Here is a 20,410-nt window from a genome sequence, read left to right on the forward strand (position 1 = left end):
TTTTTGTTGATTTCCTCATGTTTTCACAGAAAATACATGTTTTTCAGCATGTACATAGTGACGAAAAGTAATTTCTTATTTTTTTCTTATGATTCAGCCTGAAATTGAATCTGTTCTTTTTCTCTTTTCCAGTTCTCGCTTCAGAATATGACGTAAAAAAAATTGAGCGATCGGCCCATGTCCAAGAGATACATCTCCGGTAAACGAAACCGACTTTCCCACTCCCATCCATATTCTGATATCCAGAAGCTGTCTGTTCCTGACAATAAACTCTTCCTGAAGCGGCGAAGACAGTGCTGAAATTACACAATCAACCTCTCCACCATTAATCGCATTTACCAGCATATCATCTGCCCGATTCTGTGCAGAGACCTTTGCCAGCCCGATGATCTGCATTCCTCCATAAGAATGCTGCAGACAATTATAAACCGATTGTCCTTCTTCTTCCGACTCAACCAGAAGATACACTCTCTTATGATTCTTATGGAGATATCTCATAAACATTTTAAGAAATACCTGTTTTCCCGTCTCCTGAAGGTACTTGCGATCCGAAATATCAGCCGCCTCCAGAATCGTCTTATTTCCGGCCAGAACCAGGTCGAATTCTCCAACTTTCTCCTTTAATTCCGGCAGATCGTCCATCCGCATCAGACTGTCTATCGTTACAAATTCCACAATATTTACGGGATCGGATACCAGATATTCCATGGATCTTTTCATAGCTTCCTTTGCAGAACAGGCTTCTATCTCCATATCCAATATATTAATCCTGTTGTCCATATCTTCACCTGCCAATAGTATTACCAGTTTTTCGATTATAGCAAATGAATATTCTGTTTTCAACTATTTGGATTAAATATTCACACTAATTAACATTCGTAATATTTTTGTCATGATTTTGCATTTCCCGTCTTCTCTTCGTCATCAACCCTCCGATTCTTCCGGTTTCTTTTGACGAAAGAGACTTCCATCCTTCCTGAAGGACCAGATCCAACAGTCCCAGTTCATCTGCAATTTCATATTTCATCTTTTCTTCCTGCGTCAGTTCATCCAGTTTGACGGGCTTTTCTTTATTTGCTGCCATATTGATACCCCTTTCGTTTTAAGTAAGTATTTCCTTTTTCCTGAAGAATATACAAAAAGAGCCTTTGGAAGATATCCAGGTCTTATTACCTCATCTTCCAAAGACTCCTGTATAGTCTGACGCTTCTCGCTTTTATCAGAACGGCTGATCCGGAATAATAATCGCCGCAATGATATATGCGAGAATTCCCGATCCCACCATGCATGCAACCAGCACTGTTGCAAGTCTGACTAATGTTGGATCCACATTAAAATACTCCGCTAATCCTCCACATACTCCACAGATCATCCTGTTGTCTCTTGATCGATATAATCGTTTCTGTTCCATATTGTTTTCTCCTCTTTTCTCTGTACATGAATACCCTGACCTTATAATCCGTGATGACTTTCTTCTATTTCCCGAAAATCAATCTTGATCTGTCCGATTCCACACTCCAGGCTCATCTCTTTTCCGGCTCCGTTATTGACATAATCATCATGACCGATTCCCGAATAGTGTCTGTCTCCGCATACAATCTCTCCGACTCCACAGCTTATATCATAATTGTAATCATTTTCACATCCGTCCATTGTGAGACTGATCTGACCGATCCCGCATTCCATATCCATCTCTTCTGATATTCTTCCATATGCTGTAACACTTCCTGCTCCACAGCTAATCTCTGCATCGCGGGCATCAAAATACTGAATATTGACTTCACCGGCTTCGGCATCAACGGAAAAGCTGTTGGCACAGATGGATTCCAGCTCCATCTTTCCTGCTCCTATATCCAGAGAAACCTCTTCAAAAATCATATCCCGCGGAATAGAGACAATAATTGTCCCTACATTCATATTACTCCACTGCTTCAGATTCTTCTTTGTCTCCAGATATAACGTTCCATCTTCCTCATAAGAATAAAATCCAAGCCGTTCACTGACTCCCTTTGTCTCTACGGTAATCTCTGTATCATCCACAACTGTCACAACTATATTACCGGCAAATAATTCGCCTTCAATCTCCCTGATATTGCTGTATCTCTGCACGGAATCAGATGCCAAAATATCTGATTCTGTGTCGGATCCGGCACCATCGTTGTCGTCGCTGTCCCTGTGATCATCTTCTTTGATCCAACCGATCCCGTTCGGAAACCGTTCTTCAATCATCTCTGTTGTAACTCCCATCATAAGCGAAACAATACAGCATATAAGTCCTACTGCCGCGGTAACACCGCATACGATCCAGAATATTTTCCACCCTTTTTTCATAACTTAAGCCACCGCCTTTCTGTGAAATGGCAAACGACACAACCACACAATTCCCCTGATGATGCCCGGAAATACAATCGTACAGAGTCTGAACCCGGCAATCGTCCCAATCACCCCGATTACCGTCAGGATAAGCCCTGTTCCAAACAGAGCAAGCCCTACTGCGATTGTCGGAATCATGCTGAAGATACCGGTACATATCAGTGTCACTCCTGCAACTGTAATTGCGGCAAATGCAACCACAATTGCAATAAAGATACAGAATACTGCTGCCAGACACCCTAATATTACTGCCACAATTCCCAAAAGCAGCGGTATGGCAACTGGTGCCGCAACGAGAATGATCGCAATGATCAGAAGAATCTTCAGTCCCCTGCTTGTCTTTGCATCCGGCCGGCTTGTTCTCTGATCCTGTTCCGCCTCCTGATATTGATACTGATATCCTTCCTGCGCTTTCTCTTCGCTCTCTTTTGATCCCTTCGGATACTCCACCACAGGATTCTCCACAGTATTCTCTGCCTGTCCGCTTATATCCGCCTTAATATTGGCTGCAACCTTTGCAGGACTTTCCAGCTCGCGGATCACCTCCTGTTCATTTTCTTCTCCCGCATCGTCAAAATAATCATTATAATATTTCATTGCATCCACACGTTCATATTCCGGTACATCCTGCAGCAGTGCTGCCAGTTCTGTCATAAATTCTACGCGAGTCATGCATCTGCACCTCCCTCAAACAACTCATTAATCTTCTTTGTATAGTTTTTCCACTCTGACTCATATAAATTCAACTGTGCTCTTCCCCGTTCTGTAACTTTATAGTACCTGCGGTTCCGACCGTCAAACTGCCGGTCATACACTTCCAGACATTCATCCTTCTGAAGCCTTCTGAGCACTGGATATAACGTCGATTCAGATACATCTATCGCCCGTCTTACATCCTGCGTAATCTTATATCCATACGTTCCTTCCACTTCCCGGGACACAACTGCCAGTACAATCGCATCCAACAGGGCAGCTCCGGCATTGAATACCATAAGCTCACTCCTTTCTCAGATTATGCTGCTCTTTCAAAACATATTACATATTCAAATAATATTATTTTGCTAGCTATATTATATGTCGTATAATATATTTTGTCAACATATATTATATTTTCTTTGAGAAAATATTTATATATAGATTGCGCCCTCTGTTACATCAAAAAAAGGGCAGGATGAATCCGAATTCTTTCATCCTGTCCTTTTTTATAGAAATATCTCTTTTTTCATGGTAAATGAATAGATGATCTTTTCCTTTACAGGCTTTCCGGTCATCTGTGTCAGTGCCTTTGCATAATAATCCAGCTGTGCTCGATACCTGTCTGCCAGTTTTTTCGCATCATAGATTTTATCAGTCTTATAGTCCAGAACTATCAGTCCATCATCTTCTTCAAAATATACATCGATGATTCCCTGTACCAGAATCAGATCTCCACTTTTCTCTCCCGGATACAGTTCATCCGCATCCACTCCCAGTACAAATGGCTGCTCCTTTCGCAATCGTTTCCGGCCGGCAGCGCATCTCATTCTCTGTCCCGTCTGCGTATTCAAAAAGTACAGGATATCTTTTACTCCGATACAATCTGCCATATCCTGCGTCATCTTTCCAGTTTCCACGTATCGTTTCAGCTGCTGGTTCAGTGCTGCCTCATCGTATACTTCAGAGAACTCCAACAATTCCATCACGCGATGGTAAACCGTTCCTCTGGAAGCACCGGTCAGTTCTTCTGTCTCCTGAAGGAATCCCGGAATCAGCGGAACAGCTTCCGGTTCCTCATACAGAAGCTCTCCCTGTTCTTCATCGGATTCTGCCGGCTGTTCCATTGCATAAGCCCGTTTCTTTAATTCAGATACCGTATATTTCAATTTCTGCGAAGAGCCGGTTGCGTACGGATATTCATAACTGAACTGTTCCTGTATCTTCCAAGCGGCTTCCTGATCATATACTCTGTCCGTATCCCAGTGTTCCAACACCTCTTTCGTCATCCTCGCAACAGCCTCTTCTTCTACCTCTTCTTCAACGATGTCCTCTATCGTCAGAATCTGAAATGTAATCGGGCTGTCCATCTGCAGTCTCAGAAGCGCCGGAAGCACCCAGTCCCAGTAAGAAGATGCCGTACTCAGACGTTCAAATGTCAGTTCTTTTCCTCCCTGCCAGCGGGCCATCCCATAATCTTCCATTTTCTTTTTTACATTGGAAAGTGTTCCTGTAAGAATCAGCTTTTCTTTTGCCCTGGTAAAAGCAACATAAAGTACACGCAGCTCCTCTCCCAGACTGTCCAGTACTTCCTCTTTCTGAATTATCTTTTTTATGATCCCCGGACTTTTTGTTCTGCGTTCCAGATCCACCGCATCCAGCCCGATTCCCAGCCCGGCATGCAATACCACACTGCTTCTGGCGTCCTGAAGATTAAAGCGTTTTCCCATGCCTGCCACGATCACGATCGGGAACTCCAGTCCCTTACTTTTGTGGATCGTCATAATCCGCACCGTATCCGACTGTTCATCTTTCATGCTTGCCTCACCATAATCCACGTCGTACTTCTGAAGCTGTTCAATGTATCTTATAAAATGGAACAGTCCTTTGTAGCTAGTACTTTCGAAGGCTCTGGCTTTCTCAATCAGCATCTCAAGGTTCGCGCGCCTCTGGCCTCCTCCAGGCATGGCGGATACAAAGTCTCCATACCCGGTTTCTTCCAATATCTTCCACAAAAGCTCATGCATAGGTGTATATGGAACAACTATCCGGAACCGCTCCATCTGCCCCAGACATCTTTCCAGCTTTTCCCGGATCTGTTTTTGTGTACCATTCATCCGGTACTCTGACGCAGCCTGATAGAATGGCACATCTCTGTCAAAGCTTCTTATGACTGCCAGTTCTTCCTCTGACAGACCACCGACCGGAGAAGTCAGCACTGCCGCAAACGGAATATCCTGCTTCCGATTATCCAGAACACGCAGGTAATCCAGAATCACTCCGATCTCCTGAGTTCCAAAATATCCTTCTCTGGTGCCTGCGCATGCCGGAATCCCTTCACGGCTGAGCACCTCAGTAAATACGTCTGCATATCCACGGATACTTCTGGTAAGAATTACAATATCCGAATACCTTGCCGGACGAAGCTTTCCTGTTTTCTTGTCTACCACCTTCTGTTCCCGAATCAGGGTCCGGATCCGTCCTGCAATCGCCCTTGCCTCTAATTCTCTCGCGGACATATTCCGGTTATCCGTATCTGATGCTGCAGATTCTGTCTCCAGCTCCTCTTCCCATGCATCAACATCACGGTCAATCACCAGAACTTCCGTATCCAGATGTTCTCCCGCGGGATACTCTGCACCCGGATACAATGCCGCCTGATCGTCATATACGATTCCACCCAGATTCTTTGTCATAATCTGACGGAAGATATCGTTTACACTTTCAAGTACCTCTTTGCGGCTTCGAAAGTTTTTATGAAGATCAATCCTCTGTGTCAGGCTGTCTTCTACATCATAGGTGTTAAATTTCTCAAGGAACAGTTCCGGTCTGGAAAGCCGGAACCGATAGATGCTCTGTTTGACATCTCCAACCATAAATACATTATATCTGCCCACTCTGCAGGTTGAGATACTGTTCAGTATCGTTTCCTGAATCAGATTACTGTCCTGATATTCATCAATCATGATTTCCAAAAACTGCTGCTGGTACTCTTCCGCAATTGCAGAAGGGACCAGACCTTCATATGTTTTTCGGGTCAGTATCTGAAGTGCATACTGTTCCATATCTGAAAAATCGATCATATTCTGGGCCCGCTTCTTCTGCTCAAACCGCTCTGCAAACTGTTTCACCAGACCGGTCAGTTCAAGTACCGCAGGATAGCATGCTTTGAGATTGCGGATCATCGCCTGTGGATCCTGATAAAAATACTGCTGGGCCAGACTTTTAATCACACCTTTTACCTCTTCACGAATCAGTTTTACCTGTTCTGCTTTTTCTTCAGATACACTTTTATCCCGAAGCGGAGCCAGCCTCACCCAATTGATCTTCTGCATTTTTTCCGACAGGTGTCTATATTGTCCTATACCAAGAAGTTCTTCGACCAGCTGATGGTCATTGAGAAGTGCGTTCTCATAAACCATCGGTCCGTCTTCTGACTGACATATCATGAGTCCCTGTTCCACCATAGCTTTCGCATCTTCCAGATAGATTCTTACGTTGTTCATCACGATCCGGATTCCCGGACTATTCTCCAGCTCTGAAACCGTCTCCACCTCATAGGCACTCACACAGGAATCCAGCCATCCGTCAGCATCCGGATAGCTTCTGGAAAATTCATAGATCTTAAGGATCAGTTCCTCAATCTTTTTATCACTCTTTCCGCTGCCATAAGCATCTGTAAAATCCAGGAATCGCTGATCAGCCTCCTGATATTTTTCTTCCAGTATCTCTTCCAGAACATCATGACGAAGAAGCTTTAATTCTCCCTCTTCTCCAACCCGGAATCCCGGATCAATACTGATCGCCGGAAAATGATCTCTGATCACTGACAGACAGAAGCTGTGAATTGTAGTGATCTGTGCATTGTGGATGAGTGTTGCCTGTTGCTTAAGGTGTTCATCCTGTGGATATTCCTCCAGTTTTTTCTCAATCGCATTCCGGATTCTTTCTTTCATCTCTGCAGCCGCCGCCTCTGTAAATGTCACGATCAGCAGGCGATCTACATCAACCGGCTCCCGGTCTCTGGTAAGCATCGCTATGATACGTTCTACCAGCACAGCCGTCTTTCCCGAACCAGCTGCGGCGGAGACCAGGATATTCCGTTTTCTCAGGTCAATGACCTTCTGCTGTTCTTTTGTCCAAGTCACACTCATGCCTGTCCGTCTCCTTTCTCCTGCTGTCCCTGCCGCGCTCTGATCATAGCGGCCATTGCCTCTTCCTTGCTTGTTTTACCGATGTCACGGTATTCATATCCCGGTATCTTCCGGTCAAATCCACACACATGCCTGTACGGGCAGTAATCACATCCCGTCTCCTGACCTCTCAGATAAGGAGACGGAAGCGTATCTCCGCTTAATATCTTTCTTCTGGATTCTTCGACCTTTTGCACTGCATAAGACATCATCGCCCGGAACTCTTCGTCCGAAGCCACTCTGGAGCTTTTTGCCAGACTTCCATTTTTATTGTATCTGATGGGAACCGCAAGCGACTCTCCCTCTTTTCGGTGTTCCAGATGTGCAAGCGACTCTTCACTCAGATTCATGATTCCATCCGGCTTCAATGCTTTTAAAATTGCATTCTCCAGCTGTTCTTCCTGCTGCTCCACCAGTGGATCCTGTATCCGGTAGTAAAACACACCGGCCGGAATGATTTCTCTCTCAGGATGTCTCCTGCTCTCATTTTGCACCGCTGCTTCCATATAAACCATCAGTTGAAGCTGAAGCCCATGATACAGAGCCACCACATCGAATGACTTGCTTCCGGTCTTGTAATCCATAACTTTCAGATAGATCTTATCTCCATCCTCGCATGTATCAATCCGGTCAATCTTACCTCCCAAAAATCGCATTTCATAAGCTTCCGGATGAAAATCTCCTGCCTTAAGCTGTTCTGTCAGAGCCCATACCGTACGCTCCAGCATCCGTTTCATACGCATGATCATGTATTCATTTCTTGCAGAACTATAGAGTACGGAATTTCCGTAATCTGTAATCGCCACATCCACACTCTCATCAATCATCTGTTTTCTCTTTTCTTCAGATATGCCGATCCATCCTTCCGGCTCCGCTGCTGCCCTTCTGGAATATTGTTCCAGTGCACTGTGACAGACATTCCCCAGATCAACTGCCTGGAACTCATATTCCTGACGCTCACTCAGCTGCAATCCATATGCAAGAAAATGCGCATATGCACAGGAAGCATATTTTTCCATACGTGTAATACTGGTTTCAAAATGTTCCCCATACAGCTTCTTTGCCACGGCTTCTGTCAGTCCGTCTGCCGGGCACCTGTAATATCCGGCATTCAGAAGCGCCTCTATCTTCTGCTGCCATTTTGGATTCTTTTTATACCAGGTGTACAGCTCCTGCCACACCTGATCCATTGCCTCATATCCTCTCTGGAATCCCCGGATCAGATATTCAATTCCCTGTTTTTCCGTAAATTCATGGTCTTCCAGCGTCTTGTCTTCTTCCTCTTCCTGAACAAGGGCCGGATACAGCTTTTTCAGTTCCTGTACCAGATAAGAAGGACGCATACTCTTCCCCTCTGAGGATACCTTACTGTAATAGATTTCCAGTCTTTCCGAAGGTTTCGTCAGATTCATATACAGATAAAACTTTTGTACATACGCTTTTTCTTTTCCTCCCGGAGACAAAGGAAGTTTCTCTCTGGCAAATCTTTCCCGGTCCCTCTCAGACAAAAGTCCCGTCCGAAGCAGAGATCCCGGAAGCTGAGAATCATTCGCCCCCACAAAGAACAGTGCCTTAATATCTTTTAATCTGGTACGCTCCATATCTCCTGCCACTACCTGATCGGTGCTCGGCGGGATCACTCCCACACGGGCTTCTTCAAGACCGGCATCCAGCAATTTACAATATTCATCCAGAGAAACCTTCTCATCCCCAAGAAGTTCTACAAACTTGTCAAACAATTCAATCACGATCCGATAGACCTGGGCATATTCCTTTGCCAGGGCAAGTTCTCCGGCTTTTTGAAACGCTTCTTCCTGTCTGGTCAGTCTGTCCTGAAGATTCTCTTTCACCATAAATTCATAGACTGCCACTGTAATATCACGTACTGTTTTCTGCTTTTGCTTCAGCACATACATGAGCGCATCCACCTTTTCAACCAGCATTACACGGGAATGATTCAGGTGTTCCAGTTCTTCTTCTTTCATTCCCTTCAACCGGCGGATCCATCTTTTCTGCCAGTTTTTATATCCGCGAATCCCCAGACCGATCACATAATTTTCCAGTTCATCCACTTCATCAAAAGTATATCCTGCAAGATTCGTGCGTAAAAACCGGAAAACACTTTCATACGAAAAATTCTGCTCTGCCATATTCAGAAGACTTCGGATATATTCCACGAAGGAATTCAGCAGAATACTTCTTTTATGATCCATAAATACCGGAATCTCATACATGGAAAATGCCCGTTCCAGATAATCTCCATATACATCCATACTGCTGACGATCACACCGATATCACGATATCTGATTCCTTCTTTTCTAACCAGTCTCCGGATTCCCTCCGCCACAGCTTCCGCTTCTTCTTTTGGATTTCTCGCAACATGAATCCTGACAGAATCCTGTGGCTTTCCGTACATGTCGCTGTCATAACGAAACAGATTACGCTCAAGAAACGCAAGCGGCTCATTCTCACGAAATCGATATACGGGTCTGTCATATAAGCAGACCGGATCTTCTATCGCGATCTTCTTTTCTTTTGCAAGCTGTATCAGAGTCGTCACCATCTGCTTGCTCAGTGCAAACAGCTGATATGGATGGCGGTAAGAATATGGATTTTCCCGCTCATCCATTGTTACCGTGATCATCACCTTGCGGCAATGTATGAACAATTGCAGAAGCAGACGATTCTGAACCGGTGTAAATCCGGTAAACCCATCCAGCACCACCGTACTGTTCTTCAGGATCTCCGAACGTTCCACCACGCGGCTCAGTACATCCAGGAGTTCTTCTTTCGTAATATATTTTTTCTCAAGATAAGCCTGAAACCCTCTGTAAAGGATGCGGATATCATTTAATTTATAGTATAGTCTGGAATCTTTCCCCACAGACTCCATCATATGTTCCAGCTCTTCTTCCCGAATATCGTATTGCGTAAATTCAGAGATAACAGATTTTACCTCACTGACATAACCAAGCTTCTTCATATTGCCGCGCAGGACTTTTAATTCGTCCTCATAATCTGCTGCGATCTTACGAAGGATCAGGTTTTTTCCTTCATCATCCAGAACCGGAAGTGTCTCTCCTCCCGTCTCTTCAAACACACGATATGCCAGTCGCCCAAAACTCAGTACATCGATATTCATAATCCCATGCTTCGGATGCATCATCACCAGATCTTTCTGCGTCTGCATGGTAAACTGCTCCGGCACAAGAACAATATAATTGCGTTCCGGAAAGCGCATGGATTCTTCGATCACATGCTGATATAAATATGTTGATTTTCCTGAACCCGACGGTCCGAAAATAAATTGTAACGGCATAAAACTCCTCCTGAAAACATACAAGATCAGGTCTATTTTAACATTTTCTTTTTCCGACCACAATGACAGATTCTGATCGTCCCTTTCCCTTCCCCGGACACATAAAAAACGGCAGTGCATGCCACTCTTCTGCTGGCTGAAACACTGCCGGTATTATTGATATTATATTAACATAGTATTCCTTTGACCGGACATGTGATGCCCAGACTTTATAATGCCCTGAGTTTCTCTGCAAATTCATTACTCAATGTCATTTTTGCAACATAGAACACATCACCGGTCATATAGACACTCCAGTCATCCTCCACTTCCACCTGCAGATCTCCGCCAGACATATGGACGATCACTTTATTATTCGTCATTCCAAGCTTATATGCAACTCCTGCTGCCGCACATGCGCCTGTTCCGGATGCCCTTGTATAGCCGGCTCCTCTTTCGTAGATCTCAATCGCAATATGCTCTTTATCGATCACCTTCATGATCTGTGTGTTGATACGATTTGGAAAATATCTTGCAATCTCGGAATAATCACCGATCTTGCATACCAGAGGTTTTGAGATCTCCCGCATCGGAATCACACAATGCGGATTACCGATCGATACACAGGTAACCGGATACAGTGTTCTTCCAAACACCATATCTTCATTGATCACTTCTCTTCTCTCTCCAGTCACCGGAATATCATCGCTCCAGAAAGAAAGTTTTCCCATGGACACTCTTAGACGGCTTCCATCCTCGTTTAAGAAGGTTACTTCAACAGGTCCATTGCCGGTATATAATTTAAAACTCTTTTTCTGAACATAAGATGCATCTTTCAGATATTTTGCAAAGATGCGAACTCCATTTCCACTGGTCTCTGATTCACTGCCATCCGGATTCCATACCTTTACATACATTCCTTTCTCCTGAAGAATCGGTCCCTCCAGGATACCGTCTGCCCCAAGTCCCTCGTTACGGTCACAGATCATTTTTACATTTTCCGGTGTCAGTTCCAGTTCGTTTTTATTCGGATCAAATACGATATAATCATTACCAAGCCCATGATATCTCTCTAATACAACCTTCATAACATACCTCCATCGTCTCAGTTTCCTGCCGCGCAGTATCCCCTGTTCATCTAATCACATGATATCAGGCAACATTTCCCGTTTCAAGGCAAATAATGCTGATAATATTGCAAATCATGCCATCTTGCGTTACTATAAAGAAAGTAAAAACGCATTCCGGAAAGTGAAAGGAGCATTCCCATGGATCAGTACAGTAAAAAAGGATATCTGAACAGCGAGTTCCGGTTATTTCATCTGACAGACAAAGATACCCGGGAAGTCGAATATCATTATCATGATTTCGACAAGATCACCATCTTCATCCGTGGGCATGTCGTCTATACGATTGAAGGGAAATCATATGAGCTGAAACCATACGATATCGTACTGGTCAAACACAATGATATCCACCGTCTGACCGTTGACAACACAGTTCCATATGAAAGGATCATCGTCTACATATCTCCTAATTTTATAGACGCCTACCAAACTGATTCCTATGATCTGAGTTATTGTTTTCAGAAAGCTGAAGCTGAACATTCCAACGTTCTTCGCATCGCCACACCCGAAAAAAGCTCTCTTCTGCGTACCATCACCCGTCTGGAAGCATCTTTTTCAGACGAAGGCTATGCCGCAGATCTGTATCGCCAGGTCATGTTTCTTGAATTCATGATCCATCTGAACCGCGCCGCAAGAAAAAACCGGCTGGAGTTCATTGATACGGACATCTGCAATACGAAGATTCAGGACATTCTTTGCTATATCAACGAAAATCTGAGCGAAGACCTCACGATCGATACGATTGCTGACAGATTCTATATCAGCAAATACTATATGATGAGATTATTCAAGCAGGAGACCGGCTATACACTGGGACAATACATCTCCCAGAAACGGCTCCTGCTCGCAAAAGAATTGATTTTATCCGGTGAAGCTGTTACACAGGTATGTTACGACTGTGGCTTTAAAGATTATTCGACATTTTCCAGAGCCTACAAACGACTGTTTCAGGAATCCCCCCGGGATACTCTGACTCTTTCATAGAGTTCCGGAGATACGTATGCCCTTACAAAGATGCCTTCTTCTCTGTACTCTTCTTCCTGAAGCTCTCCATACTTTCGGATCAGCTGTATCTTTCCGGCTTCCTGATATGAATATAGACTTTCTATGGCGATTTTCTGCTGTCTGAGTACCGCCTCGATCGTCTTTAAAAGCTCCTGGATTCCCCCACCCGTCTTTGCAGATATCTTTACCGTATAATCCGCATGAAAATCTCTTACATTCCATTCATTCTCTGCTTTATCCTGTTTGTTGAATACGGTGATGACCGGCTTATCTGTCACTCCCAGATTCTGCAGAGTCTCATATACAACATACATCTGTTCATCCATCTGCGGATTGGAGGCATCTACCACATGCAGAATCAGGTCTGCATATTTGGCTTCCTCCAGCGTACTGCGAAAAGCCTCGATCAGATGATGCGGCAGCTTGCGGATAAAACCTACGGTATCCGTAAGAAGAATCGACTGACCGCTTGGAAGCTTCAGTTCCCTTGTCGTCGGATCCAGTGTAGCAAACAGCTTATCTTCCGCCAGAATTCCGGCTCCCGTCAGTGTATTTAAAAGCGTAGACTTTCCCGCATTCGTATATCCCACAATTGCCGCCACCGGGACACGGCTTTTACTCCGCTGTTCTCTTGTCACTTCCCGATGCCTTTTCACATCCTTCAGTTCACGGTTCAGCTGAGCAATCCTGTTCTTGATCAGCCTTCGATCCATCTCCAGTTTCTTTTCTCCGGGGCCTCTCGTACCGATTCCACCACCCAGTCTGGACATAGCTGTTCCCCACCCGGTAAGTCTGGTCTGCTGATACTTAAGCTGTGCAAGTTCTACCTGGATCTTTCCCTCGCTGGTGGATGCGCGTGAAGCGAAGATATCCAGTATTACAAGCGTACGATCCATCACCTTCGCATCCAGTTCATCCTGGAGATTTTTCATCTGTGCCGGTGACAATTCATCATCACAGATAATTCCGGTTGCCTCAAGTTCCCAGATCAGATCCTTCAGTTCCTGTAATTTTCCCTTACCAACGTAAGTTCCCGGATGGATCTGTTCCCTGTTCTGAATCAATATTCCAACCGTTTCCGCCCCCGCTGTGGATGCCAGATCCTTCAGTTCCTCCAGAGACTGCAGGGTATCATCCTGGTCGGATAAGCTTACCCCCACCAGAATCACTTTCTCTTTTTCTTTTTCCAAATCAATCATATGTGCCATAATTATCTTGTCTCCAGAAATTCCGCTTCTTTTTTTGCATCCTCATCATCCGGATAATCTTCCAGATATTCCTCAAGCTTTACCTTCACACTTTCCCAGTCTCCTGTCTGCTCATAGGCCGCAATGATATTATAACGGATCTCCTGTTCCATCTCCTCACTGTTATCCTCATCCTCAAGTGCCAGATTGTAATAATTCAATGCCTTCTCCGGATGGTCCAGTTTCAGTTCACAGCTTCCAAGGAAATTATAAATCGTGCCCGTTTTTTCCGCATCATTCTCCAGTGCGTTTTTAAATGCCTCACACGCCCCTTCATAATCTTCCATCTCCCACTTTGCGATTCCGATTCCACGATAGGCATCTCCCACGTTTTTCTCCTTCTCAATTGCCTCCTCGAACTGTTCTACCGCTTTCTTATATTCTCCATCTTCCAGATAGTCTACTCCCTGCTTTGCAGGATTTTTCCCACAGCCGAACACCAATACTGCTGCAATAACTGTAAGTAATACACATTTTATACGTTCCATCTTTTTCCCTTTCTGCAATTTACATTCCTGCTACATAAAACAAGGCAGGTTACCCTGCCTCATAATACACAATTTTCAATATCTGTTATGTGTATTATTATAAGCTGACTACCAACGTCTGCGATCTTCCCGGCTATTTTCAACTGCACAGGAAATCGCTTCATTAAATGTAGGATGTGCCCGCATCGCATACATCAGCTGTGCAGATGTCAAACTATTCGCGATCGCAGTCGCCATTTCACCGATCATATCTGTTGCCCGCTCACACATCATCTGTGCTCCAAGAAGCACATCACTGTCCGCAGCAAATAAAAGCTTGATAAATCCATGCTTTTCCTGTGAGATCACTGCCTGTCCGTTCACATCCATCACATACTTTCCACATCGAAGCGGAATACCTTTCTTCCTTGCATTTTCCTCCGTAATTCCCACAGATGCAATCTCCGGATCTGTATAAAGGCAGCTTGGAACGATCGATATTGGTGTAAACAGACAGCTTGGAACCATCTCGATGATAACGGACGGCTGAAGATCATTCATACGTTCCACCACGTAAGTAGCCTGCGCAGATGCTACATGTGCCAGTTGAATTCCTCCGATCACATCCCCGATCGCATAGACTCCTTTCATGCTGGTCATATAAAAATCATCGACAACGATCCTTCCATTTTCCGTCCGGATCGAAACATCCGGATCAAACAACCCTTCTGTATTGGCTGTTCTTCCTACCGATACCAGAACAGCGTCCACTTCCTTCTGCTGATTGATTCCCCGGTATACATAACGGCACTCCAGTCCCTGTTCTGTCTGCTTTACCTTTTCAAGAATACTCTCTTTATATATATGAATTCCTCTTCCGGACAGTATCTCTTCCAATGTATCCGAGAACTCTACATCCATGTTCGGAAGCAGTCGATCAGATAATTCCACAATCGTCACATCACTTCCCAACGCATTAAATACGGTTGCAAGTTCAATTCCGATCACACCGCCTCCCAGGATCAGCAGACGTTTATACCGGCTCTCATTGGAGGTCAGAAGTTCCTCACTGGTCATAACACCCGGAAGTTCCATTCCAGGAATATCTACCATACGTGCCTTTGCTCCCGTCGCGATCAATATGTACCTGCCTGTATAATATGCCGTTTCCCGCGACGGTGTAACGACCCGCACCTTTCGATCACTCTGGATGGTTGCCGATCCACGAACTGCGGTAATCCCCAGATCCGCAAATTCTTTTTCAAGTCCTTCCCGCATCTTTGCAGCAGAACCATCTTTATACTCAAAGATCTTCTGGAGATCAAACCCTACTTTTTCCGCCGTCAATCCAAATTTTTCACATTCTTTCATCTCATGATACAACGTTGCGGCATGTACCAGTGCCTTCGTCGGAATACATCCCCTGTTAATGCAGGTGCCTCCAATCTCTCCTTTATCAATGATCACAACCTTCATACCCAGCTTTGCCGCTTTTTTTGCTGCCACATAACCGCCGGGTCCTGCTCCGATAATCACAAGATCATATTGCTTTTCCATACCATTTCCCCCTCTAGTCGATCTGCCAGTCGATCGGTTCTACCCCATGCTCTTTCAGGAATGCATTGGCCTGACTGAATGGTTTACTTCCAAAAAATCCTCTGTATGCAGACAACGGACTCGGATGTGGTGCTTTCAGAATCAGGTGATTCGGATTCGTCAGCATCCGTTCTTTCCGCTGTGCCGGAGCTCCCCATAAGATAAAGACAATCGGACGATCCTGGCTGTTCAGTGCCATAATTGCCGCATCGGTAAATTCTTCCCATCCAATTCCGCGGTGTGAATTCGCCTGATGTGCCCGCACCGTCAGAACGGTATTCAGCATCAATACTCCCTGACTGGCCCATTTCGTCAGACAGCCGTGATTTGGAATCGCGCATCCCAGATCGTCATGCAGTTCCTGATAGATATTCACAAGGGAAGGAGGAACATCTACGCCTTTCTGAACTGAAAAACACAATCCATGTGCCTGCCCGACATTATGATACGGATCCTGTCCCAGGATCACCGCCTTTACCTCATGAAGCGGAGTCAGATGAAATGCATTAAATATGTCATTCGCCGGCGGAAATACCTGATGGGTCTTGTATTCCTGATTTACGGTCTCATATAATTTTTTATAATACGGTTTCTTGAATTCTTCCCGGAGAGCCTCCAGCCAGTCATTATTAATTGCTGCCATTCCTTTTCCCCTTCATCACTACAAACGCACAGACACGTTTCTTCCTCTCAGATATTCTTTTACTTCCCTGATCTCCAGTTCCTTATAATGAAACAGAGATGCTGCAAGCGCTGCATCCGCCTTTCCTTCTGTCAGCGCATCATAAAAATGTTCCAGCGTTCCGGCTCCTCCGGATGCAATCACCGGAATCGACACTTCTTCGGCAATCGCTCTGGTCAGTTCCAGGTCATAGCCCGCCTTTGTTCCGTCACAATCCATACTCGTAAGAAGGATCTCTCCCGCGCCAAGCTTTTCTACTTTTGCAGCCCATTCCAACGCATCAATTCCCACATCAATCCTTCCGCCATTCTTATAGATGTTCCAGCCACTTCCGTCTGCCCGCCTCTTGGCATCAATTGCAACAACCACGCACTGGCTGCCAAACTTTTCTGCTGCCTCCGAGATCAGTTCAGGCGTATTGATTGCAGAAGAGTTGATCGATATCTTGTCCGCGCCCTCTCTCAAAAGTGATTTGAAATCATCTACGGTACGGATTCCTCCGCCAACCGTAAACGGGATAAACACTGTCTCTGCAACCTTGCGTACCATGTCTACCACAGTTTCTCTTGCATCGGAAGATGCAGTAATATCCAGAAACACAAGTTCATCTGCTCCTGCCTTATCATAAGCCTTTCCAATCTCCACCGGATCCCCGGCATCTCTGAGATCTACAAAATTCACACCTTTTACTACCCGTCCGTTGTTCACATCCAGACATGGAATAATTCTCTTTGTATGCATACTTTTCCCTCCGTCTATTCCGTCTATAATTCCACAAAATTCTTCAGAATCTGAATTCCCACATCACTGCTCTTTTCCGGATGGAACTGACAGGCAAATACATTGCCCTGCTCCACAGAAGCATGGATGGTTGTACTGTACTGTGTCGTTGCCGTTACAATACTTTCATCCTCAGCTTTCAGATAATAGGAATGAACGAAATACACATAAGGATCTTTCGGAAGTCCTTTGAATAATCTGCCGTTATTCTGAAATTCCAGAGAATTCCATCCCATGTGCGGAATCTTTAAGCCTTCCTGTTCAGGAATACGTAAGATCTCTCCCTTTAACACACCAAGCCCTTCCACTCCCGGTGTCTCATCACTTCTCTCAAACAACAGCTGAAGGCCAAGACAAATCCCCAGAAACGGGGTCTGCTTCCTGACTACTTCATGGATCACTTCATAAAGCCCATACTGATGGATCTTTTCCATCGCATCTCCAAACGCTCCTACTCCCGGAAGGATCACCTTATCCGCATTAAGAATTGTCTCTCTGTCTCTCGTAATCGTTACATCCTGTCCCAACAACTGCATGGCCTTCTCCACGCTCTTAATGTTTCCTGCATCGTAATCAATAATTGCAATCAATGTCTTAACCTGCCTTTCTTCATCTGGTACTGTATTGTTTTATTTTACATCAAGTTCAAACCAGAATTCAACACCGTTCTCATAATTCTTCACTCCATACTTCTGATGGAAGGATTCCATGATCGCTTTTACAATCGAAAGACCGATTCCATTGCCCCCATATTCTCTGGTATGTGCCTTGTCCACTTTATAAAACTTATCCCAGATATGAGGGATATCCATTTCCGGAATCGGTGTACCCGTATTGAAGACAGTGACTTTCGCCTTTTCTTCATTTGCCAGGATCTTCACTTCCACCACTTTGTCACCTCTCACATGGTGAAATGCATTGCTTACATAGTTGCGCACTACCTGTTCCACTTTGAATTCATCCGCCCACACATAGATCGAAGATTCCTGGGAAAAATTCACTTCCGCTCCCGCCTGCTGCGCCAGAATCTCCATACTCTGGAGAACACCTCTGATCAGTTCTGTAAGGTCAAACCGTTCAAATGAAATATCCTCATCTCCGAATTCCAGCTGATTCAGCGTCAGAAGATTCTTTACCATCTGATTCATCTTCATCGCTTCATCCATAATAACATCACAGTAAAATTCCCGACTTTGTGCATCTTCATTGACACCTTCTTTTAGCCCTTCTGCATATCCCTGGATCAGTGCCAGCGGTGTCTTAAGTTCATGCGATACATTACCAAGAAATTCATTGCGCATCTGTTCCAGCTTTTCTTTCTGCTCAATGTCTTTTTGCAGGCTGTTATTCGCTTTTTTCAGCTCTGAAATCGTACTTTCCAGCTTCTCCGACATCCGGTTGAAGTTCTCACCCAATTCTCCGATCTCATTCTTCCCTCCGCTGGTATACTTCGCATCAAAATCCAGATTAGCCATTCGGTCAGACAAAAGAGCCAGCTCATGAATCGGATCGGTAATCCGTTTAGAAAAATACCAGATAAATATCACAGCCACCAGAATTAACACACTTCCGATATAGATCAGAAAGCGATTGGATATCGCCGCACTTTCTCTGATTCCTTCCAACGGGCTTCGAATCAGAAACTGACTCCCGTCACTTAAGTAGCCCCACATCTCAATGTAGTAATTCTGATTCCAGGGATCCCAGGACTGACTGATCCGGTAATCATCTGTAGACTTCAGAACCTTACTGTCTTTTTGTGCCTGATTGAGGAGATACCCAAACATCTGATTCTTAAGCATATCCTTATCATACACATTCGTAAAAACCGTTCCGCTGCTTTCGTCCAGAACCAGAAAAGAAGTATTGCTTTTTTCTGCCAGATGAACCAGACTGTTCGCCACTTTTTTATCCGTCAGAGTCCCTTTTTCAATCGCCTCATTCAGTTTCCCGTATATATCGATAAACTGTGCCTGTTTATTTCTGATATAATATGGCTCCAGAAAATTTCCATTAATAACCAGGAGAGCCAGCATCATGCAAGCAAGCAACCCCACAAAAACAGCGATCATCTGATGCTTGATCGAATGCCCTGCAGAATGTCTGCCCATACGTTTTTTCAGAGAGATCATGCTTCCACCTCGAATTTATACCCCATTCCCCAGATGGTCTTAATATAATTACCTTTTTCTCCAAGCTTGCTTCTCAACTTCTTTACATGCGTATCAATCGTCCTCGCATCGCCAAAATAATCGTAATCCCATACGTTATTCAAGATCTTCTCCCTGGACAATGCGATTCCCTGGTTCTCCACAAAATACGTAAGCAGTTCGAATTCCTTAAAGCTCAGTTCAATCTCTTTTCCGTCAATCCTTACCTGGTGGGCAGCCTTGTCAATCACGATGCCCCCCGCATTCAGTTCTTCATCCGCCCCACTTGCATGTGTCCGTCTCAGGATAGCGCCAACCCTCGCAACCAGTATCTTCGGGCTGAACGGTTTGGAGATATATTCATCCACTCCCAGATTAAATCCCTGCAGTTCATCTCGTTCTTCTGATCTTGCAGTCAACATAATGATCGGAACCTGCGAAGATTCACGAATCTCCCTGCAGGTCTGCCAGCCATCCATCCTTGGCATCATGACATCCAGAATGATCAGCGCGATATCCTTTTCTTCATAAAAGATCTTCATCGCATCCATTCCGTCGCCTGCTTCCAGAACCGTATATCCTTCCCGTTCCAGAAAATCCCGAACCAGTTTTCTCATTCTGCTTTCATCATCCACTACCAGTATCTTTACTTTATTCATATGATTCGCCTCCATATTGACGCTATTGTCTCATTTTTTCTATCATAACAGGAAAATATGTCCTTTGTGTGAATAGAATAAAAGAAATAATATAAAGAAGAAACCTTGACAAACAAAACGTTCCTTCTATATAATATAC

General features: G+C 44.6%; 18 protein-coding genes. 1 reads left to right on the forward strand and 17 read right to left on the reverse strand.

Annotated elements, in window-relative coordinates; translation table 11 throughout:
* Positions 1–93 precede the first annotated feature (93 nt).
* The 9 genes from JQM82_RS08400 to dapF form a co-directional block, all read right to left on the reverse strand.
* A complete protein-coding gene (locus JQM82_RS08400) occupies positions 94–780 on the reverse strand; it encodes a WecB/TagA/CpsF family glycosyltransferase (protein ID WP_235249681.1) in 687 nt (228 codons plus the stop codon).
* Between the two features lie 85 nt (positions 781–865).
* Entirely contained in the window at positions 866–1,084 is a 219-nt protein-coding gene (locus JQM82_RS08405; RefSeq protein WP_235249682.1) for a small, acid-soluble spore protein, alpha/beta type, read from the reverse strand.
* A gap of 135 nt (positions 1,085–1,219) precedes the next feature.
* Positions 1,220–1,411, reverse strand: a complete 192-nt coding sequence (locus JQM82_RS08410; protein WP_235249683.1) for a PspC domain-containing protein — start codon at positions 1,409–1,411, stop codon at positions 1,220–1,222.
* Between the two features lie 41 nt (positions 1,412–1,452).
* Positions 1,453–2,331, reverse strand: coding sequence for a DUF4097 family beta strand repeat-containing protein (locus JQM82_RS08415; RefSeq protein ID WP_235249684.1), 879 nt, complete (start codon positions 2,329–2,331; stop codon positions 1,453–1,455).
* Between the two features lie 3 nt (positions 2,332–2,334).
* Positions 2,335–3,045: a DUF1700 domain-containing protein gene (locus JQM82_RS08420; RefSeq protein WP_235249685.1), complete on the reverse strand. Its 711-nt coding sequence runs from the start codon at positions 3,043–3,045 to the stop codon at positions 2,335–2,337.
* Entirely contained in the window at positions 3,042–3,365 is a 324-nt protein-coding gene (locus tag JQM82_RS08425) for a PadR family transcriptional regulator (protein ID WP_235249686.1), read from the reverse strand. The genes JQM82_RS08420 and JQM82_RS08425 overlap by 4 nt, the downstream gene beginning before the upstream one ends.
* A 210-nt stretch (positions 3,366–3,575) precedes the next feature.
* Positions 3,576–7,220 (reverse strand): helicase-exonuclease AddAB subunit AddA, encoded by a 3,645-nt coding sequence (gene addA, locus JQM82_RS08430; protein WP_235249687.1) that lies wholly within the window; start codon positions 7,218–7,220, stop codon positions 3,576–3,578.
* The gene (gene addB, locus JQM82_RS08435) at positions 7,217–10,579 is read right to left on the reverse strand and encodes a helicase-exonuclease AddAB subunit AddB (protein ID WP_235249688.1); all 3,363 of its coding nucleotides are present in this window, start codon (positions 10,577–10,579) and stop codon (positions 7,217–7,219) included. Before addB ends, addA begins: the two co-directional genes overlap by 4 nt.
* 209 nt (positions 10,580–10,788) lie before the next feature.
* Positions 10,789–11,646, reverse strand: a complete 858-nt coding sequence (dapF, locus tag JQM82_RS08440; RefSeq protein WP_235249689.1) for a diaminopimelate epimerase — start codon at positions 11,644–11,646, stop codon at positions 10,789–10,791.
* Positions 11,647–11,826: 180 nt separating this feature from the next.
* On the opposite strand from dapF, the gene JQM82_RS08445 reads away from it, so the two are divergent.
* Positions 11,827–12,669 carry an AraC family transcriptional regulator gene (locus JQM82_RS08445; RefSeq protein ID WP_235249690.1) on the forward strand — a complete coding sequence of 281 codons (843 nt, stop codon included), beginning with the start codon at positions 11,827–11,829 and terminating at the stop codon, positions 12,667–12,669.
* On the opposite strand, the gene hflX is transcribed toward JQM82_RS08445, so the two are convergent.
* The 8 genes from hflX to JQM82_RS08485 all read right to left on the reverse strand — a co-directional run bounded on the left by hflX (position 12,633) and on the right by JQM82_RS08485 (position 20,271).
* Entirely contained in the window at positions 12,633–13,898 is a 1,266-nt protein-coding gene (hflX, locus tag JQM82_RS08450) for a GTPase HflX (protein WP_235249691.1), read from the reverse strand. The genes JQM82_RS08445 and hflX overlap by 37 nt on opposite strands.
* A gap of 2 nt (positions 13,899–13,900) precedes the next feature.
* Positions 13,901–14,425: a tetratricopeptide repeat protein gene (locus JQM82_RS08455; protein ID WP_235249692.1), complete on the reverse strand. Its 525-nt coding sequence runs from the start codon at positions 14,423–14,425 to the stop codon at positions 13,901–13,903.
* A gap of 108 nt (positions 14,426–14,533) precedes the next feature.
* Positions 14,534–15,961: a dihydrolipoyl dehydrogenase gene (lpdA, locus tag JQM82_RS08460; RefSeq protein WP_235249693.1), complete on the reverse strand. Its 1,428-nt coding sequence runs from the start codon at positions 15,959–15,961 to the stop codon at positions 14,534–14,536.
* Between the two features lie 13 nt (positions 15,962–15,974).
* Positions 15,975–16,643: a uracil-DNA glycosylase gene (locus tag JQM82_RS08465; protein WP_235249695.1), complete on the reverse strand. Its 669-nt coding sequence runs from the start codon at positions 16,641–16,643 to the stop codon at positions 15,975–15,977.
* A gap of 18 nt (positions 16,644–16,661) precedes the next feature.
* Complete coding sequence (gene hisF, locus JQM82_RS08470) at positions 16,662–17,423, reverse strand: imidazole glycerol phosphate synthase subunit HisF (RefSeq protein WP_235249696.1); 762 nt, start codon at positions 17,421–17,423, stop codon at positions 16,662–16,664.
* 23 nt (positions 17,424–17,446) lie between these two features.
* The gene (hisH, locus tag JQM82_RS08475; protein ID WP_235249698.1) at positions 17,447–18,052 is read right to left on the reverse strand and encodes an imidazole glycerol phosphate synthase subunit HisH; all 606 of its coding nucleotides are present in this window, start codon (positions 18,050–18,052) and stop codon (positions 17,447–17,449) included.
* A 39-nt stretch (positions 18,053–18,091) separates the two neighbouring features.
* The gene (locus tag JQM82_RS08480; RefSeq protein ID WP_235249700.1) at positions 18,092–19,594 is read right to left on the reverse strand and encodes a sensor histidine kinase; all 1,503 of its coding nucleotides are present in this window, start codon (positions 19,592–19,594) and stop codon (positions 18,092–18,094) included.
* Positions 19,591–20,271 (reverse strand): response regulator transcription factor, encoded by a 681-nt coding sequence (locus tag JQM82_RS08485; RefSeq protein WP_235249701.1) that lies wholly within the window; start codon positions 20,269–20,271, stop codon positions 19,591–19,593. Before JQM82_RS08485 ends, JQM82_RS08480 begins: the two co-directional genes overlap by 4 nt.
* Positions 20,272–20,410 lie beyond the last annotated feature (139 nt).

The organism is Faecalicatena contorta (genome assembly GCF_021531995.1).
In the GTDB taxonomy this organism is placed as follows: Bacteria; Bacillota; Clostridia; order Lachnospirales; family Lachnospiraceae; genus Dorea_A; species Dorea_A contorta_A.